At 70.1% G+C, this 25,380-nt stretch carries 25 protein-coding genes and 1 pseudogene; 11 read left to right on the top strand and 15 right to left on the bottom strand.

Features of this window, described 5'->3' with window-relative positions; all coding sequences use genetic code 11:
- Positions 1–117 precede the first annotated feature (117 nt).
- The 7 genes from P0Y41_RS11430 to P0Y41_RS11405 all read right to left on the bottom strand — a co-directional run bounded on the left by P0Y41_RS11430 (position 118) and on the right by P0Y41_RS11405 (position 5,477).
- Complete coding sequence (locus P0Y41_RS11430; RefSeq protein ID WP_284061464.1) at positions 118–858, bottom strand: DUF7269 family protein; 741 nt, start codon at positions 856–858, stop codon at positions 118–120.
- Positions 855–1,205, bottom strand: coding sequence for a DUF4129 domain-containing protein (locus P0Y41_RS17850; RefSeq protein ID WP_321170849.1), 351 nt, complete (start codon positions 1,203–1,205; stop codon positions 855–857). Before P0Y41_RS17850 ends, P0Y41_RS11430 begins: the two co-directional genes overlap by 4 nt.
- Entirely contained in the window at positions 1,169–1,852 is a 684-nt protein-coding gene (locus P0Y41_RS11425) for a hypothetical protein (protein ID WP_321170848.1), read from the bottom strand. The genes P0Y41_RS17850 and P0Y41_RS11425 overlap by 37 nt, the downstream gene beginning before the upstream one ends.
- 147 nt (positions 1,853–1,999) lie before the next feature.
- The gene (locus P0Y41_RS11420; RefSeq protein ID WP_284061463.1) at positions 2,000–3,121 is read right to left on the bottom strand and encodes a zinc-dependent alcohol dehydrogenase; all 1,122 of its coding nucleotides are present in this window, start codon (positions 3,119–3,121) and stop codon (positions 2,000–2,002) included.
- Positions 3,122–3,288: 167 nt separating this feature from the next.
- A complete protein-coding gene (locus tag P0Y41_RS11415; RefSeq protein WP_284061462.1) occupies positions 3,289–3,720 on the bottom strand; it encodes a universal stress protein in 432 nt (143 codons plus the stop codon).
- Positions 3,721–3,785: 65 nt separating this feature from the next.
- Positions 3,786–4,820: a calcium/sodium antiporter gene (locus P0Y41_RS11410; protein ID WP_284061461.1), complete on the bottom strand. Its 1,035-nt coding sequence runs from the start codon at positions 4,818–4,820 to the stop codon at positions 3,786–3,788.
- A 111-nt stretch (positions 4,821–4,931) separates the two neighbouring features.
- Positions 4,932–5,477 (bottom strand): response regulator, encoded by a 546-nt coding sequence (locus P0Y41_RS11405; protein WP_284061460.1) that lies wholly within the window; start codon positions 5,475–5,477, stop codon positions 4,932–4,934.
- 172 nt (positions 5,478–5,649) lie between these two features.
- Between P0Y41_RS11405 and P0Y41_RS11400 the strand changes: the two genes are divergently transcribed.
- Positions 5,650–7,491 carry an SLC13 family permease gene (locus P0Y41_RS11400; protein WP_284061459.1) on the top strand — a complete coding sequence of 614 codons (1,842 nt, stop codon included), beginning with the start codon at positions 5,650–5,652 and terminating at the stop codon, positions 7,489–7,491.
- 18 nt (positions 7,492–7,509) lie between these two features.
- Here the strand turns inward: P0Y41_RS11400 and P0Y41_RS11395 are convergent, their stop codons facing one another.
- The 5 genes from P0Y41_RS11395 to P0Y41_RS11375 all read right to left on the bottom strand — a co-directional run bounded on the left by P0Y41_RS11395 (position 7,510) and on the right by P0Y41_RS11375 (position 11,216).
- Complete coding sequence (locus tag P0Y41_RS11395) at positions 7,510–7,926, bottom strand: glutaredoxin family protein (protein ID WP_345783161.1); 417 nt, start codon at positions 7,924–7,926, stop codon at positions 7,510–7,512.
- Between the two features lie 27 nt (positions 7,927–7,953).
- Positions 7,954–8,484 (bottom strand): DUF6684 family protein, encoded by a 531-nt coding sequence (locus P0Y41_RS11390; protein WP_284061458.1) that lies wholly within the window; start codon positions 8,482–8,484, stop codon positions 7,954–7,956.
- A gap of 47 nt (positions 8,485–8,531) precedes the next feature.
- Complete coding sequence (locus P0Y41_RS11385) at positions 8,532–9,416, bottom strand: ABC transporter permease (RefSeq protein ID WP_284061457.1); 885 nt, start codon at positions 9,414–9,416, stop codon at positions 8,532–8,534.
- The gene (locus tag P0Y41_RS11380) at positions 9,334–10,485 is read right to left on the bottom strand and encodes an ABC transporter ATP-binding protein (protein WP_284061456.1); all 1,152 of its coding nucleotides are present in this window, start codon (positions 10,483–10,485) and stop codon (positions 9,334–9,336) included. Before P0Y41_RS11380 ends, P0Y41_RS11385 begins: the two co-directional genes overlap by 83 nt.
- Positions 10,486–10,577: 92 nt before the next feature.
- Positions 10,578–11,216 (bottom strand): hypothetical protein, encoded by a 639-nt coding sequence (locus P0Y41_RS11375; RefSeq protein WP_284061455.1) that lies wholly within the window; start codon positions 11,214–11,216, stop codon positions 10,578–10,580.
- A 202-nt stretch (positions 11,217–11,418) separates the two neighbouring features.
- On the opposite strand from P0Y41_RS11375, the gene P0Y41_RS11370 reads away from it, so the two are divergent.
- From P0Y41_RS11370 to P0Y41_RS11360, 3 genes are all read left to right on the top strand, one after another.
- Complete coding sequence (locus tag P0Y41_RS11370) at positions 11,419–14,106, top strand: PAS domain S-box protein (RefSeq protein ID WP_284061454.1); 2,688 nt, start codon at positions 11,419–11,421, stop codon at positions 14,104–14,106.
- A 201-nt stretch (positions 14,107–14,307) separates the two neighbouring features.
- Complete coding sequence (locus P0Y41_RS11365) at positions 14,308–15,369, top strand: zinc-dependent alcohol dehydrogenase family protein (protein WP_284061453.1); 1,062 nt, start codon at positions 14,308–14,310, stop codon at positions 15,367–15,369.
- Between the two features lie 91 nt (positions 15,370–15,460).
- Positions 15,461–15,871 carry a DUF2237 family protein gene (locus P0Y41_RS11360; protein WP_284061452.1) on the top strand — a complete coding sequence of 137 codons (411 nt, stop codon included), beginning with the start codon at positions 15,461–15,463 and terminating at the stop codon, positions 15,869–15,871.
- 25 nt (positions 15,872–15,896) lie between these two features.
- On the opposite strand, the gene P0Y41_RS11355 is transcribed toward P0Y41_RS11360, so the two are convergent.
- The 3 genes from P0Y41_RS11355 to P0Y41_RS11345 all read right to left on the bottom strand — a co-directional run bounded on the left by P0Y41_RS11355 (position 15,897) and on the right by P0Y41_RS11345 (position 17,537).
- The gene (locus P0Y41_RS11355; protein WP_284061451.1) at positions 15,897–16,079 is read right to left on the bottom strand and encodes a hypothetical protein; all 183 of its coding nucleotides are present in this window, start codon (positions 16,077–16,079) and stop codon (positions 15,897–15,899) included.
- 272 nt (positions 16,080–16,351) lie between these two features.
- Entirely contained in the window at positions 16,352–16,630 is a 279-nt protein-coding gene (locus P0Y41_RS11350; RefSeq protein ID WP_284061450.1) for a YgaP family membrane protein, read from the bottom strand.
- A 307-nt stretch (positions 16,631–16,937) separates the two neighbouring features.
- Positions 16,938–17,537: a class I SAM-dependent methyltransferase gene (locus tag P0Y41_RS11345; protein ID WP_284063407.1), complete on the bottom strand. Its 600-nt coding sequence runs from the start codon at positions 17,535–17,537 to the stop codon at positions 16,938–16,940.
- Positions 17,538–17,765: 228 nt separating this feature from the next.
- Here P0Y41_RS11345 and P0Y41_RS11340 point away from each other — a divergent pair, with 228 nt between their 5' ends.
- The 7 genes and pseudogenes from P0Y41_RS11340 to P0Y41_RS18020 all read left to right on the top strand — a co-directional run.
- Positions 17,766–18,455 carry an HAD family hydrolase gene (locus P0Y41_RS11340; protein ID WP_284061449.1) on the top strand — a complete coding sequence of 230 codons (690 nt, stop codon included), beginning with the start codon at positions 17,766–17,768 and terminating at the stop codon, positions 18,453–18,455.
- An 88-nt stretch (positions 18,456–18,543) separates the two neighbouring features.
- A complete protein-coding gene (locus tag P0Y41_RS11335) occupies positions 18,544–19,434 on the top strand; it encodes a phosphotransferase family protein (protein WP_284061448.1) in 891 nt (296 codons plus the stop codon).
- Positions 19,435–19,707: 273 nt separating this feature from the next.
- Positions 19,708–22,032 (top strand): type II/IV secretion system ATPase subunit, encoded by a 2,325-nt coding sequence (locus tag P0Y41_RS11330; protein ID WP_284061447.1) that lies wholly within the window; start codon positions 19,708–19,710, stop codon positions 22,030–22,032.
- A gap of 182 nt (positions 22,033–22,214) precedes the next feature.
- A complete protein-coding gene (locus tag P0Y41_RS11325) occupies positions 22,215–23,954 on the top strand; it encodes a type II secretion system F family protein (RefSeq protein WP_284061446.1) in 1,740 nt (579 codons plus the stop codon).
- Positions 23,951–24,700 (top strand): DUF7289 family protein, encoded by a 750-nt coding sequence (locus P0Y41_RS11320; RefSeq protein ID WP_284061445.1) that lies wholly within the window; start codon positions 23,951–23,953, stop codon positions 24,698–24,700. Before P0Y41_RS11325 ends, P0Y41_RS11320 begins: the two co-directional genes overlap by 4 nt.
- Complete coding sequence (locus P0Y41_RS11315; RefSeq protein WP_284061444.1) at positions 24,697–25,185, top strand: DUF7266 family protein; 489 nt, start codon at positions 24,697–24,699, stop codon at positions 25,183–25,185. The genes P0Y41_RS11320 and P0Y41_RS11315 overlap by 4 nt, the downstream gene beginning before the upstream one ends.
- Positions 25,182–25,274: pseudogene (locus tag P0Y41_RS18020) on the top strand (hypothetical protein); the annotation flags it as partial. The gene P0Y41_RS11315 and the pseudogene P0Y41_RS18020, both read left to right, overlap by 4 nt.
- Between the last annotated feature and the right edge of the window lie 106 nt (positions 25,275–25,380).

Below are 25,380 nucleotides of genomic sequence, written 5' to 3'. Positions count from 1 at the left end.
GTCCACCGGCCCGTCGGAACGACCCCTTCGGGCGGATCTTCCCGAGCGGATCGACGTTGCGACCGTTCGCGCCCGTCGATTCCTCGCGTGCGTCGCCGCCTCGCGACGAGCGACCGCTCACCGGCGCACCTCCGCCAGCGTATCGCGGGCGGACGCGACGCGGCGGCGACCCGCCCGGCGGGCGCCGGCGAGGAGGTGGCGGGCCGCGCTGCGGCGGCCGCGTTTGCCTCCCGCGGCATCGGACGCAGCGTCACGGGCGCCGTCGGCGCCGCCGGACTCGCCACCGACTCGAGCGCCGGCCTTGGTGTCGACGCTCGCGCCGGTGCTTGCGGCCACCAGCGCGTCGACGGTGTGGACGACCCCGTATCGGAACTCCGCGTCCGTGCCGAGGAGGCGCCGCAGGCGCGCCCCCGGCGGCTGCGGCACGTCGGCCCCGAGGAACCACGCGGCGACGGGGTCGTCGGTCCAGCCGCCGTCGTCGATGGCGGTCGCCACCTCGCTGTCGGCGAAGTCACCGCGGGCCCGCAGCGTCTCCTCGGCGACCTGGCGGAGGTGACGGTGGAACTCCCGGCGGCGCTTGATGCTGGCGCGGGAGTAGCCCCGACGGGTGATCAGCTCGTCGTCGTCGTCGCCGGGGGCGGGCACCTCGTAGCGGTCCTCCGGGTCGCCCGTCTCGACCGCGCGGTGCTCGGCGGTCCGCGCGTCGTTCGCGTACCGGAGCCCCTGGACGAGCGCGAGCACGCCCGCGCCGGTGACGAACACGTACGTCAGGTCGAACAACCCGGCGAGCCCCCGCTGTGCGACCACCACGAAGCCGAACGCGACGGCGGCGACGCCGAGCGCGGCTGACGCCCTCACCGTTTGTCACCCCCGCTGTTCGCGCCGTCGGCGGCGCTATCGAGGGAGTCGCCGTCGGCGTACGTCTCCTCGATTCGCCGGAGCGCGTCGACGGCCTCGCGCTCGCGTTCGGGAGTCACCGGTTCGGCGCCGTAGCGCACCGCCTCGAACAGATCGGTGAGCGTGTCGACGTCGTCGCGATCCATCCCGGCGTCGACGGCGGCGACCGCGAACTCCGCGGGCGTCGTCGACCGGGGGTTGTCGACCGCCAGCGCGCCCGTCATCTCGCGCCACGCGCGGTACACCTCGTTCTCCAAGTCGGCGTCCGACTCTAACCTGTCCGCGGCTTCGCCCGCCCGAGCGCCCACCTCGCGCCGCCGCTCGGGGCCGGTGGCTCCGGCGGCTCCCCGGCGAGTTCGCCCTCGTCGTCGCCGGTGGAGACGAACAGCAGGAAGACGCTCCCGAGGATGGCGACTACGAGCAGCAGTCCGACGATGGCGGTCGGCGCGGAGACGGCCTCTCCGGCGGCGTTGGCGCCCGCGGAGCCCCCGCCCGAGGGGAGCAGCGAGGCGTTCTCGACGACCGACTCGGTAGCGCCGATAGCCACCGCCGTCGGGCTCGACCCGCAGGAGACGAGCGCGAGGTACAACACGCCCAGCGGGAACAGCGCGGCCGCGACGAACAGCCCGCTGATGAGCCAGGATCTGGTCGTTCGGTACATCGACGCGAGGAACAGTCCGACACCCGCGAGGAGGGCGAGCTGCACCCCCGGTCGGGTGAGGAACTCGACGCAGACGCGCACCTGGAGGCGCGCCTCGCCGGACGGCTCGTCCCCGCCGAGGTCGACGGCGCCGTCGCTGTCCTCGCCGATGCCAGCGTCGTCAGGGGCGGTGCCTGCGCCGAACCCACCGCTGGCGCTCGTCGTCGTCGCCGAGTCGAGGGTCGCGGCGGCGACACCGAGCGCGAGCACCGCGAGGAGGGCCAGCGCCGCGGTGGCCAGCGTCCGTCTGTCCACGATGTGATCCGATAGCGCGTGCCTGGGTTAAGGGATTTCGACGGAACGCCACGGTCGGTGCCGAACGCCGTCCGTCGATCGATCGGCGATCCGCCGGCAGGCTGTCGTCGATCCGCCGCAGTTCGCCGCTGTCCGCCTCGACACCCCTCAGTACGTCAGTAACACCTGCACCGTCGATTCGGGACGCCGATCGAGGAGATCGTACGCGTCGGGCGCTTCGGCGATCGGGAGTCGATGGGTGACGAGCCGCTCGGTCTCGATATCGCGGAGGCGACGCCACGCCGTCGCCAGGCGGCGCCCGACGGTCCACCGGCCACGCCGTTCGGGCGCGAGCGTGCTCACCTGGCTGGCGCGGATCTCGATCCGACTGCGGTGGAATCGCCCGTCCAGCGACAGCTCGGTCGGTTTGGTGCCGTACCACGACCCGACGACGATGCGGCCGTCATAGCCCGTCGCGTCGACGGCGTCGTTGAGCGCCGCCGGGTTCCCGGACAGCTCGTACGTCAGGTCGGCTCGGTCGGGTGACCACGACTCGTCGCGGTCGCCCGCCGGCGTCGACGGCGACGCGGAAACGGGAGTAGACTCCGGATCCGGCTCCTGACTCGCGGACGCACCGGCCGTCCGGCCGTCGCCCGGCCCGTCCGCGAACAGGGACGCGGGATCGACGGCGCCGGGGTCGACGCTCCGGTCGGCACCCACCGCCTCCGAGCGGTCGCGTCGGCTCGCGAGCGTCTCGACGGTCACCAACTCCGCGAGCGGGAACGACGACAGCAGCGCCGTCGTCAACAGGCCGATCACCCCCTGCCCGAAGACGACCGCGCGCTCGCCGATCGCGGGCTCGCCGTCGAGCGCCAGCGTCACCGCGGTCTCGACGTTCGGAAGGAACACCGCCTGCTCGGGCGGGATTCCGTCTGGAACGCGGCTCACCGCGTCGACGTCCGCGACGAACTCGCTGGCGTGCGGGTGGAACGCCAGCACCGTCTCGCCGCGCCAGGCGTCGTCGACGTCCGGCCCGACCGCGGTCACGGTGCCGACGGTCGCGTAGCCGTACGCGAAGGGGTACGAGAACGACCCCGACAGCGACGGGAGCGTTTCGTCGACGGCCGTTTCGGGGTTCATCTCGCCGCGGTACAACAACAGTTCCGTTCCGGGGCTGATCGCAGACACCGTCGCCTCGACGGCGACCTCGCCCGACCCCGGGTCGGGTACGCTCGTCTCCCGCACCGTCACCTCACGGGGGCCGGTGAAGTAGACCGTCCGTCCCGTCACGAGTCACCACGCCTCCGTCGGGGCGTGGACCGTCCTGGTAGGGCCGACGGCCGGGCCCCGAGCGGGCGCGATCCGTACTGCGTCGTGTGCTGTCATCTTCAGTACCAAGTGCTACGTCGGTATAATTGCTCGGGCGAGATCGGCAGAGGGGCCCGAGGCGGCGGTCGTCACTCCCCGTCCGTCCGGTGACGGACCGTGAGCACCGGCACGTCCGAGAGGCGGACGACCTTCTCGGTGACGCTGCCGAGCAGGTAGCGACCCAATCCCGTGCGGCCGTGCGTCCCCATGACGACGAGGTCGATCCCCTCGTCGTCGACGTATTCGAGGATCTCGCGGTGGGGAACGCCGGTCCGCAGCGCGGTCACCGTCGTCACGTCGGCCGGCTCGGCGCGCTCTGCGATCTCGTCGATCGACTCCCGCGCCCCGGCTTCGAGCGTGTCATAGACCGACCCGAGCCCCTCGTTGACCGTGTAGATCGGCTCGACGACCGCGAGCGCGTGCAGCGTCGCGTCGTACGTCTCGGCGAGATCGATCGCCCGCTCGATCGCGGCGTCGACCGCGGTGCTTCCGTCGGTGGGAACCAGGATCCGGTCGTACATGCGACCACCGACGCGACCCAACAGATTGGTTCCAGTGGACGGTTCCCGAAACGTGGTGACCATCGCTACGTGACCGTGGCGAGGTTCGCGAGAAACGCCGCGTACAACACCAACAGCACGACGCCTTCCCAGACGGTGAGCTCGCGGTCTTGCGTGATGAAGTAGTACAGCATCGTCGCGAGCACCATCACCGGGAGCGCGTACCCCCGGACGCTCTCGGGAACGGTGACGGGCGCGATCAGGCTCGGGACGGCCATCACGGCGAAGCTGTTGAACACGTTCGATCCGAGGACGTTGCCGACCGCGATCTCGACGGCGCCGCGGCGCACCGCGGCTACGCTGACGGCGATCTCCGGCAGCGACGTGCCGATCGCGACCGCCGTGACGGCGACGAGTTCCGCGCCGATGTCGAGGGCCGCCGCGATCGACAGGATCGATCCGACGAGCTGGTCGGCGGAGACGAACACGACCGCGACGCTCACCGCCAGCGTTGCGTACGTTTTGAGCCCGACCGTCGTCTCGGCGGCGGCCTCCGCGGCGGTTCGCTCACCGGCAGACACCGCGCCGGGAGTCGCCTCGACGGGCGCGTCGCCCGCGGCGTGTTCTGAGACGATCTCCTCGACGACCTCGTCGAGGCGTCGCTCCTCCGAGAGCGTGAAGTGGACGTACGCCGCCACGCCGACTAGTCCGATCAGCCCTTCGTACCAGACGAACGGCCCGGTCAGGATGGTCACCACCAGAAAGGCCGCGGAAGCCATCAACAACGGGAGATCGACGCGCATGAGTTCGCGGTTCACCCGGAAGCTACGGCCGACGACGGCGACAGCGCCGAGCACTAAGAGGATGTTCGCGACGTTCGACCCGACGACGCTCCCGACGACGATCTCCGGCGCGCCCGCACGGACCGCGAGCGTGGACGCCACGAGTTCCGGCAGCGAGGTGCCGCCGGCGACGACCGTCGCGCCGACGATGAACGGCGAGGCTCCGGCCGCGAGGCCGACGCGCTCGGCAGCCGAGACGAACGCGTCCGATGCGGCCAACAGCACCGCGAGTGCGACGACGAACGTGACGGTAGGGACGGCGAGCCCGGGCGAGACCATCAGTTGTGCAGTCGACAGGTCGCCTGAAATAGCTGCGGGGCGGTCGTCGCGGCGTCAGTCGATCGCTCCGGACGAACGGACGGCCACGAGCACCGCCCGTGCGCCCCTCGGTCAGTCCAGGTCGGCGAACGCCGCCTCCGCACCGACCGCATCGAGCTGCTCGTCGAGGTCGGCGCGCACCGCCTCGATGTCCTCCTGCAGCGACGCGTACGCGTCCGTCGAGGTCTCGCCAGCGATCTCCAGCGCCGCCTTCTTCGACGCGAGCGCGAAGAACTCCTGGCTTCGTTCGTCGTACGACGCCCGTTCGACCAGCACCTCGACGAGCCCGATCAGCTCCGACTGATCGACCGGCTTGACTCGGTAGTCGTCGAACGGCATGTCGACGATGGCAGCCGTCGGCTCGACCGCGGTGAGCATCGCCACGCGACAGTCGATATCGGCCGCGCGCAACTCCTGGAGCACGTCGTCGCCGTTCATCCCCGGCATCCGTCGATCCAGCAGCGCCACGTCCACCGAGTCGTCAGCGACGGACAGCGCCTGCTCGCCGTCCGTCGCCGTCCTGACCTCGTATCGGGACTCGAGGTACGCGCTGTATAGCGATACCAGCGCCATCTCGTCGTCGACGAGGAGGACAGTCACGTTCGCGTCGTCGCTCACGGCCGCTGTGAACTCCGTCGTGTCGGATCGGTCATACGTGAAGCCATGGACTAGTTGGCACGTCCGTCCCACAAATAGGCACCCACCGAGATATTAGTACTGAGAATCAGACGGTCCGCTCCGACCGGAGCGAGCCGATCGAATAAAGAGACTGAGGCGAATCTCGCCGAGTATGCCGATCGTCGAGATCTCGGGGATCACTGTCGTCTTTCTCCTTATTCTCGCTGTGCTGGTCGCGTTTCTCACCGAGGTCGTTCCGAACGACGTCACCGCGATCGGCGTCGTCGCCGCGCTCGTCATCCTCGAACCGTGGACCGGCGTCGGCACGCGGGAGGCGATCTCGGGGTTCGCGAACCCCGCGACGGTCACGATCATCGCGATGTACATGCTCAGCGCGGGCGTCCAGAACACGGGCGTCGTCGAGCGCCTCGGCGTCTACCTCGCGGAGTTCACCGCCGGGCGGGAGTTCCGTGCGCTCGTCGCGACCGTCTGCACGACCGGTCCGATCGCGGGGTTCGTGAACAACACGCCCGTCGTCGCCGTCTTCATCCCCATGGTCACCGGCCTCGCCGAGAAGTCGAATCTCAGTCCTTCGAAGTTGCTTCTCCCGCTGTCGTACGCGGCCATCCTCGGCGGCACGCTCACGCTCATCGGGACGTCGACGAACATCCTCGCCAGCGACTTCGCACGCCTCCTCATCGACGGTCGCGACGGCATCGGGATGTTCGAGTTCACGGGGCTCGGCGTCGTACTGCTCGCCGTCGGCCTGATATACCTGCTGACCGTCGGCTGGCGGCTCACGCCCGCTCGCGTTCCGGTCGACAGCGACCCCGTCTCGGAGTTCGATCTCGAGGAGTACCTCACGTTCATGTCCGTCCGACCGGAGTCACCCGCCGTCGGCGCGTCCGTCGAGAAGTTCGACGGCGCGCACCCGGAGGTCCGTATCCTGCAGGTTCGCCGGGACGGCGAGGCGTACGCCGGCCCGCACTCGGATCGTGTCATCGAAGCGGGCGACGCGATCGTCGTGCACGGCTCACTGCAGGCGGTGAACCGGTTCCGCGAGGAGGCGAACCTCGGACAGCGAGTCCGCGAATCGGTGACCGAGGACACGTTCGAGTCGACGGCCACCGACGGAGTACTCGCGAAGGCGGTGGTCCCGGAGCGCTCGCCGTTCGTCGGAGAGAGCGTCGCCGAGACCGGCCTCCACGAGTATCACGAGACGAGCGTACTCGCCGTCCGCCGCGGCAGTACCTTGTTCCGCACCGACCTCCGTGACCGCACCCTACAGGCCGGCGATTTGCTGCTCGTTCGGACGACGCCCGCGTCGATCCGATATTTCACCGACACCGGCGACCTCGTCGTCGCCGACGAGCGCGCCCTCGACCGCTTGGCGACCGCTGACATCGACGAGATCGCGCCGCTGTCCCCGAAGACGCCGATCGCCGTCGGCATTCTCGGCGGCGTCGTCGCGCTCGCCGCCCTCGACGTGCTCCCGATCGTGATCGCAGCACTGGCCGGCGTCGTCGCGATGGTCGTCACCGGGTGTCTGACGAGCGGCGACGCGTACGACGCCGTCTCGTGGAACGTCATCTTTCTGCTGGCGGGCGTCATCCCGCTCGGGATCGCGCTCGAGTCCACGGGCGGGGCAGCCGCCGTCTCGGCGTTTCTCGTCGCGACCGGCGAGGTCCTCCCGCCGATCGGCGTGCTGTTCCTCCTGTACGCGATCGCCGGCGTCCTCGCCAGCGTCATCACGCCGGTAGCGACGGCGGTGTTGCTGATCCCGGTCGGCGTCACCACGGCCGCTCGCCTCGGCGCCAACGAGTTCGCGTTCCTCCTGGCGGTGATGTTCGCGTCCGCGACCTCGTTCATGACGCCCGTCGGCTACCAGACGAACCTCATGGTGTACGGCCCCGGCGGCTACGAGTTCACAGACTTCCTGCGGGTGGGCGGCCCGCTCCAGTTGCTCCTCGCGGTCGTCGCAACCGCCGGTATCGCCGTCATCTGGGGCATCTGACGGAGGAGACGAACGGGGTTAGAACGGTGCGTCCGTCGCCGTCTCTCCGTCGCCGTCGACGGCTGCGTCGGCGTCTGTACCGGCGTCAGCGTCCGCGTTGAGCGTCTCCGCGAGTTCGCCCCGCTCGTCCAGTTCCGCGAGGATGTCGCTGCCGCCGACGAACTCGCCGTCGACGAACGTCTGCGGGATCGTCTCCCAGCCGCTCTCGGCCTCCAGGGCCTCGCGGAAGGCGTCGAGGTTCGCGAGGGCGTCCACCGTCGCCACGTCGTCGCGGTACTGGCTGATCAGCCCGATCGCGCGCTTCGAGTAGCCGCACTGGGGCATCCGAGGGCTCCCCTTCATGAACAACACCACCTCGTTGTCGGCGATCGCGTCGGTCGTGCGCTCGTGCGCCTCCTCGGCGTCGATTCCCTGGTCCATCGGGTCGAAGGTCATGGTACTGTCCGTACCGGCGCGACCGGGTTAGGGGTTGTGGCGAGGGAGCCCGTCGTCGCGGGAGTCGCCAGTGCTGTCAGCGTCGCCGGAACCGGCGGAGTGGCCCGTGCCGGCTGGGTCGTCCGGCACGGGACCGTCGCCACCGTCGTCGTCGCTGTCCGCTGGATCGCGCTCCCCGTCGCGGTCGCCCGGGCCGTCGCCCGCGTCGTCGCGTTCGTCCGGGTCGTACAGGTCGATCTCGCGGTCGCCGTCGAGGTCGCCGCCGCCGGCGACGACGGCACGGGCGGCGACGGCGCTGACGAGGACGACGCCGGCGATCAGCGCGGCGTGAAAGCCGAGAAGCGGGTCGGAGTCGAGGTTGCCGGGGGCGAGCACCCCGAACCCGACGACGAACGCAACGAGCATCGCGACCGGGACCGCGTTGACGAACAGATCCGAGAGCGTTCCGCCGGAGAACACGCTCCGGTCGGGCTCACTCCGGGAGTCATCGGCGTCAGTGTGGACAGGAGTGTGTGCGTCGGTGCCGTCCGCGGTGTCGCTGTCGGGATCGGGCGCCACGGGTTGTCGACAGTGAGTGGCCGAGCGAGCCTGAACGTTGCGCCCGATCAGTAGTCACCGAGCACGCCGAGGCGGCGCGCCCGTCGAGTCGCGTAGTGGAAGACGACGTAGCCGCCCGCCAGGTAGCCGACGGCGACGCCGATCAGCAGCGCGAGATCCGCGAGCGGAAACTCCCACAGGCGGACGCCGTCGACCATCGCCCGCTGGAGCATCGCGCTCCCGTGGGCCAGCGGCAGCGCCCGCAGCCACGGCTGATCGAACACCGGCGCGGAGACGAGCACAACGAAGCCGAACTGCAGGAGGTTCAGCCAGTTGCCGACCCGCTTGTACAACACGGTGACGCCGCCTGCGGCGAATCCGAGCCCCAACACGGAGACGATCGCCAGGCCCGCGATGACGACGACCGTCACGGGCGCGATCTGCAGTGACGTTCCCGTCATGACGAGCATCACCGCCAGCACGACTGCGGAGGTGAGGAACGTTCGGACCACCTTCGCGACCCCCTTGAGCAGCGCGACGGGCGCGAACCCGAACGGCGTGGTGACGTGTCGTTCCAAGGTCCCCCACTGAACTTCGCTGGAGATGTCGTTGGACACGGAGGAGTACGCGCCCACCGCCAGCGTCCACAGGAAGTAGCCGACGATGATCCCCGACAGCGAGTCCGCGAGCGCCTGCCCCGCCAGGAGCCGCCCGCCGAAGAACAACAGCCCGAAGAACACCAGGGAGATGACGATCCCCCCGATCGCGTTCGCCGGATACCGAAGGAAGATCAGGAACTCTCGGTAGAGGACCGCCCGAGCGAGGTCGAGGAACGTCGCCGGCCGCGGGTCGTCGCCAGCCGGGGGCGGACTATCGCCGGCCGGGGATGCGTCTCCGGCGGCGGCGGTTGACGCGTCCGTCGGCGGGTCGCCAGCGGCGTCGGTTGCCGTCACGTCGACCCCCGCCGTCGCCGACCGCGGCCGCCAGTCGGCCAGCCGCCCGCCCGCGTTCCTCGTCCGAACCGGGTCCCCGCGAACCCTCGGCGTCCGCGCCGGTCAGTTGCACGAACACGTCCTCCAGACTGGGCTCGACGGTGTCGATCCCGTCGAGCGTCACGTCAGCCGCGCGCAGCGCGTCGAACAGATCGTACACGGCGTCGCCGTCGGTCCGCACCTCCACGGTCGGCGGGTCGGCGGCCGCGTCCGCGTCGGCGACGTCGAACCGGTCGCGCAGGTCGTCGATCGTCGACGGCGAGAGGTCCGTGCTCGCGATCCGGAGGCGGGAGTCGTCGACGGCCCCGAGCAGTCGCTCGACGGCGTCGTCGGCAACGACCGACCCTTCCGACATGACGATCACGCGGTCGCAAACGTCCTCGATGACGCGCATGTCGTGGCTGCTCACGACGACCGTGAGGTCCTCCTCCTCGGCGAGCCGGCGGATCTCCCGCCTGAGCGTCCGGGAGCCCTCCACATCGAGACCGAGCGTCGGCTCGTCGAGGAACACCAGCTCCGCGTCGCCCGCGAGCACGCTCGCCAACGACACCTTCTGTTTCATCCCGCGGGACAGCTCGCGGACCGGCGTGTCCGCTTTGTCCGCCAAGTCGAGCCGGTCGAGCAGTCGCTCGTGACGGTCGGCGACCGAGTCGGGGGCGACGCCGCCGATCGTCGCGAAGTAGCGGAGGTTCTCTCTGACCGTCAGCCGCCAGTAGTCGTTTCGGGCGCCCTCCAGCATCGCGCCCACGTCCGCGTAGGCCGCCCGCCGCCCGTCGGTCACGTCGCGGCCGAGGACGCGGACGGTCCCCTCGTCGGGGAGCACCGTCCCGAGCACCGACTTGATCAGCGTCGTCTTGCCGGCGCCGTTGGGACCGAGCAGCCCCACGACCGACCCGCGCTCGATCGCGAACGAGACGTCGTCGACCGCGCGGACGGCGTCGGCCCCGGCGCCGAAGCGCTTCGAGAGTCCCTCGACGGAGAGCGCGGGCGTGCCGTCCGAGGGGAGATCGGAGGGCGTTGTCGGTGGCATCGGAGGAGCTAGCGGCGGCGCGAGAATAAGCAGTGCGGCGGAACGGGCGGGCGACGGCGCCGGGCGACCAGCGGTCGATCGCGTTGCGACGGTCAGCAGGCGCCGCCACCCGCGCCCGCTGCCGCGCCGGCGCCCGCGCAACTGGCGGCGCTCGCGCTCGCGGCCGTCGCGGCGGCCGTCCCCGCGACCACGACCGCGGCGTCGTCGCTCCGGCTGTAGTCGACCGGTTCGCCCCACGCGACGGGGGCGACCTCGTCGTCGATGTCGTCGGCCGCCTCGACGGCGGCGCGGAGGTCCCCGGCCGAGAAGCTCGGGTCCGTCCCGTAGCGGTCCGCGAGGTCGGTCGAGAGCAGCACGCGCCGACACTCCTCGGCCTCGAACAGCTCGTCCCCGTCGAAGGTGAACTGCACGTCGTAGTGACGGACGAACACGTCACCGAACGGCTCGCGCATCGCCGCGGCAGCCTCGCCGACGAGGTCCCACGCGAGGTCGCGGTCCGGGGTCTCGACGTCCTCGCCGAGCGAGAAGCGCGCGACGGGGACGACGACCGGCTGACCGTCGGGACCCTCGTTGACGACCGCGACGGCGGTGACGCCGCAGTCTTCGACCGGGTTCCCTGCGCGGTCGACCGCCGCCCGGAGCGCCTCGTCGGCGGCTTCCTGGCGCGATTCGAGATCGACCTGTTCGTCGGGCGTGTCCTCACCGAGCAGTCGCTCCAGTAGGGAGGGCATCGTCCGACGAATCGTGCGGGCGGGCACTTCGGTGTTCGGGCCAAGACCGCCCCCAAGGCCCGGCACTGCGTCGCCGCCGGTGCGCCCTCGCTTGTCGTCTGCGGGGGCCACTCGAGGGAGTCACGCCGACGCTCCCGGCGATGGGCTCGCCACGCTCCGTCACACGAATGCTTCAAGTGGTAGTGAGGCCCCACTCCGGCAGATGGTAGACCGAACCCGTACCGAAGCGCAGACGGTCAGTCCGTACTACGGGGACGGGTTCTGTGACCGGCTCGAGGCGCTCGAAGCAGCGGTAGCCACCCTCTCGACGGACGCCGGCGTTCCGCTTGACGCCCTCCGGGAACTCGGCGAACTCGGCGGCGACACGGTCGGGAATGCGGACGCGCCAGCCGTCGTGTTCGCGACTGAGGCCGAACGCATCCCGGTTGGCGTCGACCGACCGGTCGTCTGGGTGACTCCGGAGCCGCGGGTTGCCGGAGCGGCTATCGATGCGGGCGCCACGGACGCGGTCGTCTGGGAGCCCGGAGACGACGTCGACCTGCTCGCGGCGAAGCTCAAGCGGCTCTCCTCGCCCGGCGACGCGGGCGCGACCCCCGAAGACGGGCGGCCGGTGGCGGTGGAACGTGAACCGGGAGGCGACGAGCCCGCGACGCCCGCCGGCCTCGACTACGATGGTGCCCTCTACGAGTACCTCGTCAAGACCGTCGGCGACGCGGTGTACATTCTCGACGAAGACGGACGGTTCACGTTCGTCAACGACGCGCTGTGCGAGATGACGGGATACGAACAGGAAGAGTTAGTGGGGTCGTCGGTCCATCGGATCAAGGACGACGAGACGGTCGAGGAGGCGGAAGACGCGCTCCGAGACCTGCTCAGAGACTACTCCGGAGACGAGGACGGCGACCTGTCGATCGCGAAGCTCGACGTCGAACTCGTCAGGAAGGACGGCCGTCGGGTGCCCTGCACGGACCGGATGACGCTTCGACCCCACGAGGACGGCTCGTTCTCCGGCACCGTCGGGACGCTCCGCGACGTGAGCCAGCAGCGTCGGCGGGAGCGAATCCTGAACAACCTCCTGCGGGCGACCCAGGGAATGGTCGGCGAGACGACGGCCGCGGGCGTCGCCGAGCGGGTCGTCGGCGTGGCCATGAACACGATCGAGGCCGAGAGCGCCGTCGTCCGAGAGCACGATCCAGAGACCGACGAGCTCGTGCCGGTCGCGGTCCCAGACGCCGTCCGCGAACAACTGGGGGACCGCCCGCGGTACGACTCCGACGAGGGCCCCGTCGGGACGGCGTTCACCGACAAGCGCACCGTCAGAAGCGACGACCTCGACCACATCGACCCCGATCTGGACGCGGCTGGGACGTACCTCCCGATCGGCGACACGCGCACCCTGAGCGTCGGCCACCGCAGCGGCGGAGTGTTCTCGAGCGACGGACAGCGGTTCCTCGAACTGCTTGCAGCGACGGCGGGGTCGGTCTTCGACCGCGTCGATCAAGACCGGGAGCGCCGTCGCTATCAGGCCGCTGTGGAGGCCGCAGACGACATGCTGTTCACGCTGGATCACGAGGGCGAGTTCACGATCGTCACCGAGTCGCTCGCGGAGACGCTCGGGACGACCCGGTCGGAACTCGTGGGGACGCACGTAACCGCCGTGCTCTCGGAGAATGCGGCCGCAGACGACCTCCTCGATCCGGCGGCCGACGCCGCGTCGATGGCGATGGAGACGGAGTTGATCTCACGCGGGGGCGAAGCGATCCCCGCTCGGATAACCGTCTCTTCGATCGACGCCGTCGGCGCCGACGGTGTCGTCGGAACCGTCCAGGACATCCGCGAGCTCCGGACGGCGAGAGCGGAGGCCTCGCGGCAGCGTCGCCGGTTCGCTGAACTGTTCGAGACGCTCACCGATCCGCTCTTGGAGGTGAGCTTCGAGGGGGCCGAGGCCACGGTCCGCGCGGTCAACGACCGCTTCGTCGCGCTGACCGACACCGACGGCTCGACGCTCCAGGACGCGCCGCTGTCAGCGGTCCGTTCGTCGATCCCCACGGCGATCGCGGACGCCCTCGCTGGGCTCGGCGCCGCCGACGGCGCGATCGAACGAGAGATCGAGGTTCAGACGCCTCACGGCCGTCGCTACTACCTACTCAGAAACGTTCCCTACCGTGACGACGGCACCGAGCGAGCGTTCGTCGTGCTGACCGACGTCACGGAGGTCAAACAGCAGGAAACCCACCTACGGGTGCTCCATCGGCTGTTGCGGCACAACCTCCGAAACCAGACGAACGTCATCCTCGGTCGGGCGGGACTGGTCCGGACGGCGGACAGCCCCGAGGCCGCGGCGGAGCACGCAGCGAAGATCGAGGAGGCGAGCCGGTCGCTCGTCGAGACGAGCGAGACGGCACAGGCGATCCAGCGGACGCTCCGAAACGGCGACGGTGAGGCCGAGCAGCGACCGGAGTCGCCGGCGGCGATCGAGGACGAGCTCAGCCAGCTCGCCGAGTCGATCGCACCGGAGACGAACGTTCGGGTCGCCGTCGAGGTCGCCGGCTCCGTCCCGTACGACGGTGCGATCCACCGGGCCGTCACGGAACTGCTCGACAACGCTGTCGAATTCGGCACGCCGGGGCCGGACTCGACGGTCGAGATCCGGGTGGTGGATGTGGACGAGGACACGGTCCGGATCGCGGTCGCCGACGACGGGCCGGGGATCCCCGAAGCGGAGTGGACGGTCGTCGCCGGCGACCACGAGATAACGCAACTGCAACACGCGTCCGGCTTGGGCTTGTGGCTGGTAAAGTGGGTCTCCGATATGCACGGCGGTGATCTGCGGCTGGTATCGGCCGACGAAGACGGCACAGTGATCGCGCTCGACCTCCCGGTCGCGTGAGTCGCGACGACCCGCTCGCGTTGACTGCCGGCGACCGCGCGATCCGCTCGCTCGTTCCGCTCGACGAGAGATAACTCTCCGACAGCACCCGCCAGCCCGACGTGACTGTCGTAGAGGCACCTGATAGCCGGTCGACTAGCCCCGCCGAGCGAGTCAACTGACAAGAACAGCTATGGTGATTGTCACCAACGATCACGTGTCATGCGAGCAGCAGTCCTGCGCGAACACGGAGAACCGCTCGACGTAACCAAGGTCGACGATCCCGAACCGCAGCCGAAGGGCGTGGTCGTCGAGGTCGAGGCGTGCGGGATCTGTCGGTCGGACTGGCACGGCTGGCAGGGCGATTGGGACTGGCTGGGCATTCAACCCCAGCCCGGGCAGATCCTGGGCCACGAGCCGGCGGGCCGTGTCACCGCCGTCGGCGAGGACGTGACGAACTTCGCCGAGGGCGACCACGTCGCCGTCCCGTTCAACCTCGGCGACGGCACGTGCATGCAGTGTCGAACCGGTCACGGGAACACCTGCGAGAACCCGATGCCGCTGGGGTTCGTTGAGCCGGTTCCCGGCGCCTTCGCCGAGCTGGTTCACGTCCCGGCGGCCGACCACAACCTCGTCCATCTCCCCGACGGCGTCGGCTCCGTCGACATGGCGGGGCTGGGCTGCCGGTTCATGACTGCCTTCCACGGGCTGGCTCATCGGGCGCCCGTGGAGGCGGGCGACTGGGTCGCCGTCCACGGCGTCGGCGGGGTGGGCCTCTCGGCGGTCCACATCGCCGACGCCCTCGGTGCGAACGTCGTCGCCGTCGACCTCGACGACGACAAGCTCTCGAAGGCCGAGGAACTGGGCGCCGCCGAGACGGTCAACGCCGGCGACGCCGACGACGTACCCGGGGCTGTGCAGGCGCTCGCTGGCGGCGGCTGCCACGTCTCCGTCGACGCCCTCGGCATCGCCGAGACGTGCCGCAACTCCGTGCTCAGCCTCGGGACGCGCGGCACGCACGTGCAGATCGGGCTCACCACCTCCGAAGAAGAGGGGATGGTGGGACTCCCGACCGACGCGATGGTCATGAATGAGATCGAGTTCGTCGGCTCGTTGGGCCTGCCGCCGACGCGCTACGACGAGATCTTCCGGATGGTCGCCCGCGACAAGCTCGACCCCAGCGCCGTCATCAGCGAGACCGTGTCGCTGGACGACGTGAACGACAAGCTGGCGGCGATGACCGACTTCGGGACCGAGGGGATCCCGGTGATCGACGAGTTCTGAGCGAGAGATCGGGGGGCCGTGGCCGGCGCCCGACCGCTCTGGGTCCGATCGCCGCGGTCTTTTCATCGTCCCGTCCGTTCGTTCATCTGAGATGACCGATCCACAGACGAATGGCAGCGGGACCGATCCAGACGATCCCGAGGGGAACGTGCTCGGGGGACCGCTCCAGACGTGTAGCAGCGACCCCGAGACCGGCTATCTGCGCGACGGTCACTGCCGCCACCTCGTCCGGGACCCGGGGCGCCACGAAGTGTGCGCGGTCGTCACCGACGAGTTCCTTCGGTACGCTCGCGACCGGGGGAACGACCTGATCACCCCGCGGCCGGATCTGGGCTTTCCGGGCCTGTCCGACGGTGACCGGTGGTGTCTCTGTTTGCCCCGCTGGGAGGAGGCGCGAGCCGCCGGCGTCGCGCCGCCGGTCGTGCTCGCGGCGACGAACGAGGCGGTGCTGGAGGACGTCCCGCTGGAGACGCTCCGAGAGCACGCCGTCGACGCCGAGTGAGACCGCCGGCGGGCGAACGCGACGGTCAGTCGTCGTCGATCATCGATCCGGCGAAGTACGCTGCGTCGGCGGAAGATTCGTCTCGCCCGCGGTCGGCGGTGACCGGTGTGAATCCATCGCTGGCACAGCGCGCACAGCGTGCCGGCTCATCGAGGTCCGAGTGAACGAGCCCGCACCGGTCGCACGAGAAGTACCGGATTCCGAGCACGTTTCTCAGGAGGCGCCGGTATCATAAAACGCCGCCGGCGATCGCAGTCGGCGCCCGTCTCGGTCGCGGGAACCGAGGTCGGAGTCGCTGCTCCGGATCCCTTGAAATCCGCAGCTACTACCCAGAACTGGTCCAGCATATCGTCAGAGACAGCAGATATCTTCGTCGCGAGCTTCGAGCCCACCTGAGTGACCACCGGAGTAGAAGCGACCTCCAATCGAGCCCTCACTGGCCATCTCTGGGCAGTACCGCCACGGAGCGAATAGACGCAGCTACCGCTGGTCGATAATCGCCTGTTCTTCGGACTTGCCGCGTTTCTTTTGGCGGTACGTGTCGAGTCCCAGAAGCCGGTTCAGCGGACACTTCTGGACGAGTCCGGTGACAAGCAGAATCGCCCCGATGAGGAACACGAGTATCGCGGTGAGTGCTTGGGGTAGCGGGCCGACTGCGAGAGCGAGCAAGCCGGCGTAGCCAGCGATTCCCGCCAAGACCAGGATGGGGCCGAGTATGAGACGGGCGATGCGATCGATGCCGCCGACATTCTTGTTCATCGTATTCTCCTCGTCTACGATACTCCGCGCTCGCGGTTGATGAATATCATACATGTTTATTGAATTATGAGAATGCCACTACACGTCGTCCGGTGACGACTTCGGTATTCGACGTGTGTCGGATTCACGCCCGTCTCCAAGACGCTTCGCGTCCTGGTGTGCGGACGAGAGCCGCGCTCGCGTACTGTACCAACTTGTGGACACAAGAGCGGTGATGATCGGACACCGCCGTGATCGATTACCGGCGCAGGACGGCACCGCCGGCTATCGAGGCTGGCCATCGCTGTCGACGCGCCCCAACGAGCGGTCACTCCTCCCTGGCTGCGAAGACGAACTCGGTGCCGCTCCCGAGGGGGTCATCGGCGGTGACGGTCCGGTCGACCCGGAACCCCGCGTCCCGCAACTGCCGGAGCGTCGTCTCCCGACCGGGCGTCGAGAAGAACATCTCCCCGCCCATCCATCCCCGGCGAACCGTCTCGTAGCGGCCGCCCGGCAGGGTCATCAGCAGGCGGCCACCGGGGCGGAGCACTCGGGCGAGTTCGCGGTACACCGTCGGGTGGTTCTCCCGCGGAACGTGGAAGACGGCGTGGTAGGCCGTGACCCCGTCGACCCCATCGGTTTGGATCGGCAGGCTGCTCATCTCGCCGTGGACCAGTCGACTCCCGGGAACACGCTCGCGCGCGAGGATCAGCCCCGCCCGCGAGACGTCGAGGCCGACCGCGTCGCCGGGGAGATTCGCGAGCGTGCGAGCGCCGTCGCCACAGCCAACGTCGAGCACCAGCGGCTCCGCGGGCAGGGCCGCGAGGAGGTCGTCGATCAGCGCGGCGTCGGAGCCGTCCGGGTCGCGCCGCCGCGCGTACGTCGCGGCCACTTCGTCCCACGCGCGCATCACCGCCTCGGGATCCATCCGCGCCATGTCCTCGAGACGGGCGCGGTCGACAAAGGTTCGATCCCGACCGCGGGCCCCGACGCGGCGGTCCGCCTCACCGCGCCGGCGCGACCCGCGCGATCATCATGTCGAAGGCGAACGCGGCGACGAGCAGCCCCACGAGTCGAGCCTCGGCGCCGCACGGAAGCGGTCCCCGACCCCGACCGCCGACCGAACAGGTATATCCGGTCGGCCGAAGTCACGGACGTGAACAGATACGAGGCCGTTCTCTTCGACCTCGACGGGACGCTCTGCCGCCCGACCGGGGACGTGACGACGGCGTACGAGGCGGCCTTCGAGTCGGTCGGGACCGAGCCGTTCGGCGAGCCGGCCGCCCTCTGGCAACTGCTGGACGGTCCGCCGGACCCCGACGACCACGTCGGGTATCTCGCGACGGGATTCGCCAGGTTGGCGACGATCCACGACCGGCAAGTCGACCCGGTGGCGCTGTCGACGGGCCTCCTCGATGCCATCGATCACGCCGCCGTCGAGTTCGTACCCGGCGCGAAGGCAGCCATCGGCCGGGCCGCCGAGACGGCCCGAACCGGACTCGTGACGAACGGCCCCCAGAGCAGGCAGTCGTCGAAGGTCGAGACGCTCGAACTCGCCGACCGGTTAGACACGGTCGTGTACGCCGGGGACCTCCCGCGCCGGAAGCCCCACGCGGAGCCGTTCGACCGCGCGCTCGGGGCACTCGACGTCGCGCCGGCGGACGCCGTCTACGTCGGAGACTCCCTGAAGTACGACGTCGCCGGTGCCTTCACCGCCGGGCTGGACTCCGTCTGGCTCCGGCCCGATCCGGACGCCGACGACGAGGGGTACTCCCCGACGTGGACGCTCGATTCGCTCGACGCGTTCGAGACCGTTCTGGGGTGCTCGGGTGAGACGGGTGACTGACCCGAGGGCGGCCGTACGGCGAGCGTTCCCCGAACGACACGTCGCGTCCGTTTCACCGGTTCCGCGCGGGAACCGCAAGACGACCTCCGTGGTCGAGTTTGCGGACGACCAAGCGGTCGTCGTGCAGACCGGTGGCGACGTCGACGCGCTCCGGTCGGAGGCGGCCGTGACGATGACGATCGGCGAGGCGACGTCGATCCCCGTGCCGACGGTGCTCGCCGGTGGTGTCGCCGGCGAGGTCGCGTACATGATCTCCGAACTGGTGCGCGGTGACGACCTCCACGAGCGGTTCGCGAGTCTCGACACCGTGCGACGGCGCGAGATCGCTCGTGCCTTCGGGCAGTACCTGGGGGAGGTCCACGCCGCCGCCACCTTCGGTAGCTTCGGAGACGTGGAGCCGACGGGAGAGGAGTGGGCGGCCGACGAGTGGCCGACGGAGACGGGGGTGTCCGCGCTCGCGGTTCACGAACACACGGAGCCGGTCGCGTGGATCAGGGACTACGGACGCGCCGCGCTCGACCGACTCCCGCCGGCGTTCGACGCGGTGGCCGCCCGGATCCGGCGACGACTGGACGAGGCCGCGGCAGACGCCGTGCGGGACGCGGCCGGGCGGGCGTCCGAACCGGTGTTGTTCCCGTGGGACCTCCGGCCGGGGAACGCCCTCGTCGACGAGGGCGGCGTCGCCGCGGTGCTGGACTGGGAGTCGCCGATGGTGGCGCCGGCCGCGCTCGCCGTCGCGAAGGTCGAGTACCTCGTCGTCGACTGGTACCTCGACGACCCGAGCGCGGAGCGAGCGGCGTTTCGGGCCGGCTACGAGACCGTGCGCCGGTCCCCCGACATCGATCCGCTCTCTCGAGCGCTTGCCATCGCGGATAGCGCAGTCGACTCGACCGGCACGGTGACGAACCCGATGTACCCCGAACTCGACCGGGAGGCGGCCATCAGCTTCCATCGTACCGCACTGGCACGCACGCGTTGACCCTCGACTGCGGACGACCGGTCCGTCCGCCGGCAGCGGCGTCGCTCTTCATCAAGAGGACTCCTTCGTTGTCGGCGACGCCGTCGGCCACGTGGTCGTGCGCGTCCTCGGTGTCGATCTCCTGGTCCAGCTGTCGGAAGGCAGCGCCGTCGTAGCGGCCGATACCTGTTCGGGCTCACTGCAGGGCTGGCGCGTCATCGAGACTCGTACCGCCACGCCACATATTATTTCTGAAAATAAAGTATTAAATACGACTACGAAGCACGAGCCGTAATGACCGATCCGACGGACCGCCGGCCGACCGTTCCGGCGCCCGAACCGCCCGACTCCGTCGACGCGTGGTACGCACCCGACGTGCGTGCGCAGTACGAGTCGTATCCGGGCGTCGTCGCCACCGTCCGCGAGCGATGCGACGTCGCGGGCAGCGAGTTCAGCTACGAGACGCGAGAGCCGAGCCTCGGCGTCGCCGGCGAACGCGCGTGCGAGGCCGTCGCAGATCGCTTCGACGCGGGACAGCACCGCCGACCGCTCACCCGAGCGGGCGCCGTCGAGCGCGCGGACGCCGGCTTCGAGCCGAAGTACCAGCGCGCCCTCGACAGGCTCGTCGACGCGACGCCGGCGTTGCGCCGGCGGGTCGACTACCACACCCTCCGGGAGTTTCGCCTGCTCGGGCGGGTGACGCCGATGGCGCTCGACGACCGGGTCGAGGTCGCCGACGTGAGCGGCGAGGACGGGCGAGTGGTCGTCCACACGCGCGAGTTCGCCCCGGCCGTCACGGACGTGCCGGTCAGCGCGTTGTACGTCGGTCGCGTCGCCAGCGAACGCCTGCGCACCTACGAGGTGTCGTTCGAGGGGTTCGCCGTCGAGGTCGCGGTGTACCGCGACCGGCTGCTGGGGGACGACCGCTTCGCGACGAAGTACGCCGTCCGCGAGCCACCGCTGCTTCCGGGTGACGAAGAACTCATCGCCGAGTGCAAAGAGCGCGTCTGGGAGACGACCGCGACGGAAGTCGTCGAGGACCGCGCGGCGTTCGTTCGCGAACGGGCTCGGCGGTTTCTCTCACGCCGGCTCACCGCCAGGGACACGCGCGCGTGGCTCGATGCGACCGCCTATCGGATGCGGGCTGCCCTCGCCGAGTACGACCTGGCGGTGCCGCCGGTCGACTCGCGGTACGCCCCGGACCGACTCGCGGACCTCGTCTACTACGTCCTCCGCGACTACGTCGGCCAGGGCGTGCTCACGATCCCGCTTCGTGATCCCCACCTCGAGGACGTGGAGGCGAACCGCGTCGGCGAGCGCGTGAAGGTCGTCCCGCGAGCCGGGGTGAGCGCCGATGGGCGCGTGCCGACGAACCTCTCGTTCGACTCCGAGACGGAGTTCGTCAACGTCGTCACCCAACTCGCCGCGCTCGACGGGACGGAGCTGAACGCCTCGAACCCCAGCGCCAAGGTGAACGTCGACCTCGACGGCGTTCCCGACACGATCCGCTGTGCGGTCGCGCTTCCGGTGATCTCCAGTGGTGGCCCGCACCTCTCGGTACGCAAGCAGTCGGGCGACCCGCACACGCCTGTGGATCTCGTGAACACTGACACGCTCCCGACGGAGCTCGTCACGCTCCTGTGGATGTTGTACGAACACCGCGGCGTCGTCCTCTTCTCGGGGCCGACCGGCGCCGGAAAGACGACGCTGATGAACGCTCACACCCCGTTCATCCCCTTCGACGCACGGCCGGTCTCCATCGACGAGGGGAGCCGCGAGGTGTCGCTCCCCCACGAGACGGGGATCTCGCTGACGACGCGCGAGCACGAGAACGAGTTCAAGCGCGTGACGATGGCAGACCTGATGACCGAGACGAACTACCTCAATCCGGACGTGGAAGTGATCGCCGAGGTGAACACGGCCGAATCGTTCGAGACGTTCGGCGAGAGCCTCAACACGGGTCACGGTGTGCTCGGCACCACCCACGCCGACGACGTGGACGCGCTCGTCAATCGGGTCATCGAACAGGGGCTTCCCCCGTATCTCCTCGGGGAGATCGACCTCGTCGTCTTCCCGCACGACGCCGGCGGCGACCGCTACGTCAGCGAGGCGATCGAACTGTGCGACGGTGACGCGTTCGCCGACTGTGCGGGCGCGGGCGGCGTCGTCGAGAAGGACGGGGCCGCGGTCGGCTGGAACCGCGTGCTCGACCGCGACCCGGACGGCGAGTTCGCGTTCGCGTACGATCACCCCGACCTCGGCGACGCGACGCGGCGTCTCGACCACCGCGTGTTCCACGGGATCGCCGACCGGACGGACCGGACGGTCGACGCCGTCGAGCGGGAATTTCACCGGAAGCACCGGTACGTTCGGTACCTCGTTCGCGAGAACGTGACCGACGTCGAGGAGACGTTCGACTTCCTCGCGGACCTGCGCACCGACGAGGCGGCGACCGTCGAGCGCGTCCGTCGGGAGACGACCGGCCGCGACAGCGAGGCGAACCGCTCACGCGCCGACGACGGGGAGCCCGTAACCGATGGCGGCCGTCACCGCGGCCGCGAGCGAGCGAACGAGACGACCGATTCGGAGTCCGGATCGACGGGAGAGGGTCGCCGATGAGAGAGGTGGCCGCCGCCGACGGAACATCGCAGCGCGAACCTGGGGCGTCACCCCGTGCGAGCGTCGGAGTCGACGGCGGGAACGATCTCTCTGTGCTCGATCGCGCGTTGTACACGCTGTTCTCTCGTCACGCGGACGCTCGACGACACGCCGCCGATCGAAAGCGACACCGGGGAGCGGCGATGTCGACGAGCTTCGACGTGTACGTCGCGCGGGCGTACGGGCTTTCGTGGGTCGCGTGCGCGGTCGTCACCGCCTGGGCGCTCCCGGTCGTCTCCGCTGTGCCGGCGCCCCTCGCGGGTCTCGTCACGGCAGTCGGCGACAGCCTTCTCGGCGTCGGCACGGTCCCACCGCTGTACGTCGCCGCCGCGGTCGCCGGGCTCGCGGGGACCGCCGCCAAGTACGCGACGATCCGGCTGGCCGGTGCTCGCCTTCGGTGGCGCATGAAGGCGCGCCGAAACGGAATCGAACGAACGCTTCCGGGGGCGGCGCGGTTCCTCACGGCGCTGTCGTCGGGGAGCGACGGACCGCGGGCAATGCTGCGGCGCGTCGCCGACAACGACGCCTACGGCGAGACCGCCGTCTCGATCCGCGCCGCGCTCACCACCGCGTCGCTCACGGGGAGTCTGAACGAGGGGATCGGCCGGGTCGCTCGCGATACCCCGTCGCGCGACGCGCTCGCGCCGTTCTTGTTGAAGTTCCGCGAGCACGCCGCGCAGGGAGACGACGCGCTGGCCGGCTACCTCACGCTGGAGTCGCGAATGCTCGGGCACCGGAGCGAACAGACGCGCAAGCGCAACGCGGACATGATGGAACTCGTCGCGGAGCTGTTCGTGGTGTTGCTCGTGCTCCCCGCACTGCTCGTCATCGTCCTCACGGTGATGAGCGTGCTCACGCCCGGATTATCGGCGGAGATCACGACGCCGCTGGGAACGGCCAGCAGACGCGCGATCGCGGTGTACGGGGCCGCAGGGGCCGTCCTCGTCTTCGGCGCCGGAGCGGCCGCGTTCGTCGCTGACCTCCGTCCCGCGGATCAACGGGCGAGCTACGCGCCCCCGCGAGACCCGTTGGCGCTGCTGCGGTCGGTGCCGACAAATCCCGCGAGCGCCGCCGTCGCGCTCGTACCGCTTGGAGTCGTCGCGCTGGGCGTGCTGCTCGTGAACGGCGTCGACGCGGCGAACGCCGCGCTCCTCGCGTACGCTGCCTACGCCGTTCCCGTGGGCGGAGTGGCGCTCCGTCGCGGCCGGATCGACGACGCGAAAGACCGCGAGATCAGCGACTTCGTGCACGCCGTCGCCGGCCGCGTCGCTCTCGGGGAACCGCTGGCTGCGGCGGTCGAACACGCGGCCGAGAACGTCGACCTCGGCCAACTGGACCCGGACGTCGCCGACCTCGCGTTCGCGCTCGGGATCGGTGGCGGGCGCGAGGAGGACGTACGGATCGGGGCGCTGCAGCGGTTCACCGAACGCGTCGGGACGCCGCTGTCCGCACAGACGATCGGACTCGTCTCGGGTGCGCTCGACGCCGGCAGCGACGCGGACGCGGTGTTCGAGACGCTCCAGGCCGAGGTCGGCCGGCTGTACCACGAGAAGCGCGCACTCCGCGCAAACATGTTCGTCTACGTCGCCGTCGGCTGGACGACCGCACTGCTCGTGGTCGGGATCGTCGTCGCGGTGAACCTCACCGTCCTCGACGGGTTCGCCGACCTGGCGTCGCTGTCGACCGGCGGCGGCGCGCTGGACCCGACCGCCGTCGATCCCGAACGGGACCGGCACCGATTCTACGTGGTCGCGCAGGCGACGGTTCTCTCGTCGGGGCTGTTCGCGGGCGCGGCCGGTCGCGGCGGCTACGCGGTGCTGCTGCACTCCGGCGCGCTCGTGGGTGTCTGTTACGTGGTGTTCGCAGTCGCGGGGTTACTGTGATCCCCGGCGACAGCGACGGTTCCGGGCGAGACGGCGGTCGCCGCGCCCGCCGCGGGCAGTCGCACGTTATCGGGGTCGCGCTGCTACTCGGGATCACCGCGGTCTCGATGGCCGGCCTCACGGCGACCGTCGGCACCGTCGTGGAGTCGAACGCCGCAGGTGTCGACGCCGGCCGCGTCTCAGCGGACCTCGACGCTGCACTCTCGCCGGTCGAAGTAACCGGCCACCACCGCGGCACCGTCTCCTACAGCGACGGACGCTTGCACACGGTGAACCGGACGGTCAGAGTACTGAACGCCAGCGGCGAGGTTCGGCGCGTGGAGGCGGGCGGCGTGGTCTGGTCGAGCCACGGCCACCGTGTGGCGTTCGTCGCCGGCGCGGTCGTCCGCGGTCCACCGGGGAACGCCGTCATGGACGCCGACCCGCCGCTTGCAACGTCAGCCGGGACGGCCGTCGCCGGCGTCGCCGTCCTCGGCGACGCGCGCTTCTCGTACGCCGGCGGCGGGCGCGTTCCCCTGTCGACGCGCGTGACCCACGATCGCAGCGCCTACGGCGACGGCGAGTGGCAGATAGCCGTCGAGACCGCCACGCCGCGACCGTGGCGGGCGTTCTTCGAGCGCCGCGGGGCGACCACGAGTACCCGCGACTTCGACGGAGACGGCGTCGACAGCGTCGTCGCCCGCTTTCCGGGAACCCGTGAGTTACACCTCGTCGTCCACCGAGTACACGCGGAGGCGGGGCGATGACCGGGCGAGGTCTGGGCGACACGTCGGCCGGCGGCGGTCGTCGCTGCGATCGTGCGGTGACGCCCATCGTCGCGAAGACGCTTGAGATCGGGCTCGTCGTGCTGTTCGTCGGCGGGTTGTCGACGGCGCTGTTCGGCGGCGCCGTCCCCGACTACCGCGACGCCGCGGCCGATCGCGTCGGCGACCGGGCGCTCGCCGGCGCGGCGACGGACGTCGAGCGTGCCGTTCCGCCACCCGCCGCGTCGGTGCACGTCGAGCGACGCGTGGAGCTTCCGGCGACGATCCGCGGGTCGGGCTACCGGGTCGTCGCCGCGGGCGAGGTGCTACGCCTCGATCACCCGAACCCGTCAGTCGACGGGACTGTTCGGCTCGCGCTCCCCGAGCGCGTTTCGTCAGTGAGCGGCACGTGGCGAAGCGGCGCCGAGACTGTCCTACGGATCGTCGGCGAAACAGACCACGTGTCAGTCGAGTTGGTGAGTCGATGACTGAGTCGGTCCGGAACTCGCGCACGCCGTCGACCGGTCGCGGACAGGCGAACCTCGTGGCGCTCATCGCCGCGTTGATCGTCCTCACGGCGACGGTCGGCGTGACGCTGGGCCTCGCTGAGGGGCGCTCGCGGGCGCCGACCGCCAGCCGGGGAGCGGCGCGCGGCGGTCGCTGGCGCCGAGCGACTGACAGCC

The sequence above is a fragment of the Halobaculum halobium genome (assembly GCF_030127145.1).
GTDB classification, from domain to species: Archaea; Halobacteriota; Halobacteria; order Halobacteriales; family Haloferacaceae; genus Halobaculum; species Halobaculum halobium.
Note: the sequence above shows the minus strand (reverse complement) of the source record. Positions and strands in the feature narration are given on the sequence as shown.

Bases quoted from the DNA above. Each gene is read 5' to 3' on its own strand.
- P0Y41_RS11415 (WP_284061462.1), bottom strand. From the start codon at position 3,720: ATGTACGACCGGATCCTGGTTCCCACCGACGGAAGCACCGCGGTCGAC.
- P0Y41_RS11410 (WP_284061461.1), bottom strand. From the start codon at position 4,820: ATGGTCTCGCCCGGGCTCGCCGTCCCTACCGTCACGTTCGTCGTCGCA.
- P0Y41_RS11400 (WP_284061459.1), top strand. From the start codon at position 5,650: ATGCCGATCGTCGAGATCTCGGGGATCACTGTCGTCTTTCTCCTTATT.
- P0Y41_RS11395 (WP_345783161.1), bottom strand. From the start codon at position 7,926: ATGACCTTCGACCCGATGGACCAGGGAATCGACGCCGAGGAGGCGCAC.
- P0Y41_RS11380 (WP_284061456.1), bottom strand. From the start codon at position 10,485: ATGCCACCGACAACGCCCTCCGATCTCCCCTCGGACGGCACGCCCGCG.
- P0Y41_RS11375 (WP_284061455.1), bottom strand. From the start codon at position 11,216: ATGCCCTCCCTACTGGAGCGACTGCTCGGTGAGGACACGCCCGACGAA.
- P0Y41_RS11370 (WP_284061454.1), top strand. From the start codon at position 11,419: ATGGTAGACCGAACCCGTACCGAAGCGCAGACGGTCAGTCCGTACTAC.
- P0Y41_RS11365 (WP_284061453.1), top strand. From the start codon at position 14,308: ATGCGAGCAGCAGTCCTGCGCGAACACGGAGAACCGCTCGACGTAACC.
- P0Y41_RS11360 (WP_284061452.1), top strand. From the start codon at position 15,461: ATGACCGATCCACAGACGAATGGCAGCGGGACCGATCCAGACGATCCC.
- P0Y41_RS11350 (WP_284061450.1), bottom strand. From the start codon at position 16,630: ATGAACAAGAATGTCGGCGGCATCGATCGCATCGCCCGTCTCATACTC.
- P0Y41_RS11345 (WP_284063407.1), bottom strand. From the start codon at position 17,537: ATGGATCCCGAGGCGGTGATGCGCGCGTGGGACGAAGTGGCCGCGACG.
- P0Y41_RS11330 (WP_284061447.1), top strand. From the start codon at position 19,708: ATGACCGATCCGACGGACCGCCGGCCGACCGTTCCGGCGCCCGAACCG.
- P0Y41_RS11325 (WP_284061446.1), top strand. From the start codon at position 22,215: ATGTCGACGAGCTTCGACGTGTACGTCGCGCGGGCGTACGGGCTTTCG.
- P0Y41_RS11315 (WP_284061444.1), top strand. From the start codon at position 24,697: ATGACCGGGCGAGGTCTGGGCGACACGTCGGCCGGCGGCGGTCGTCGC.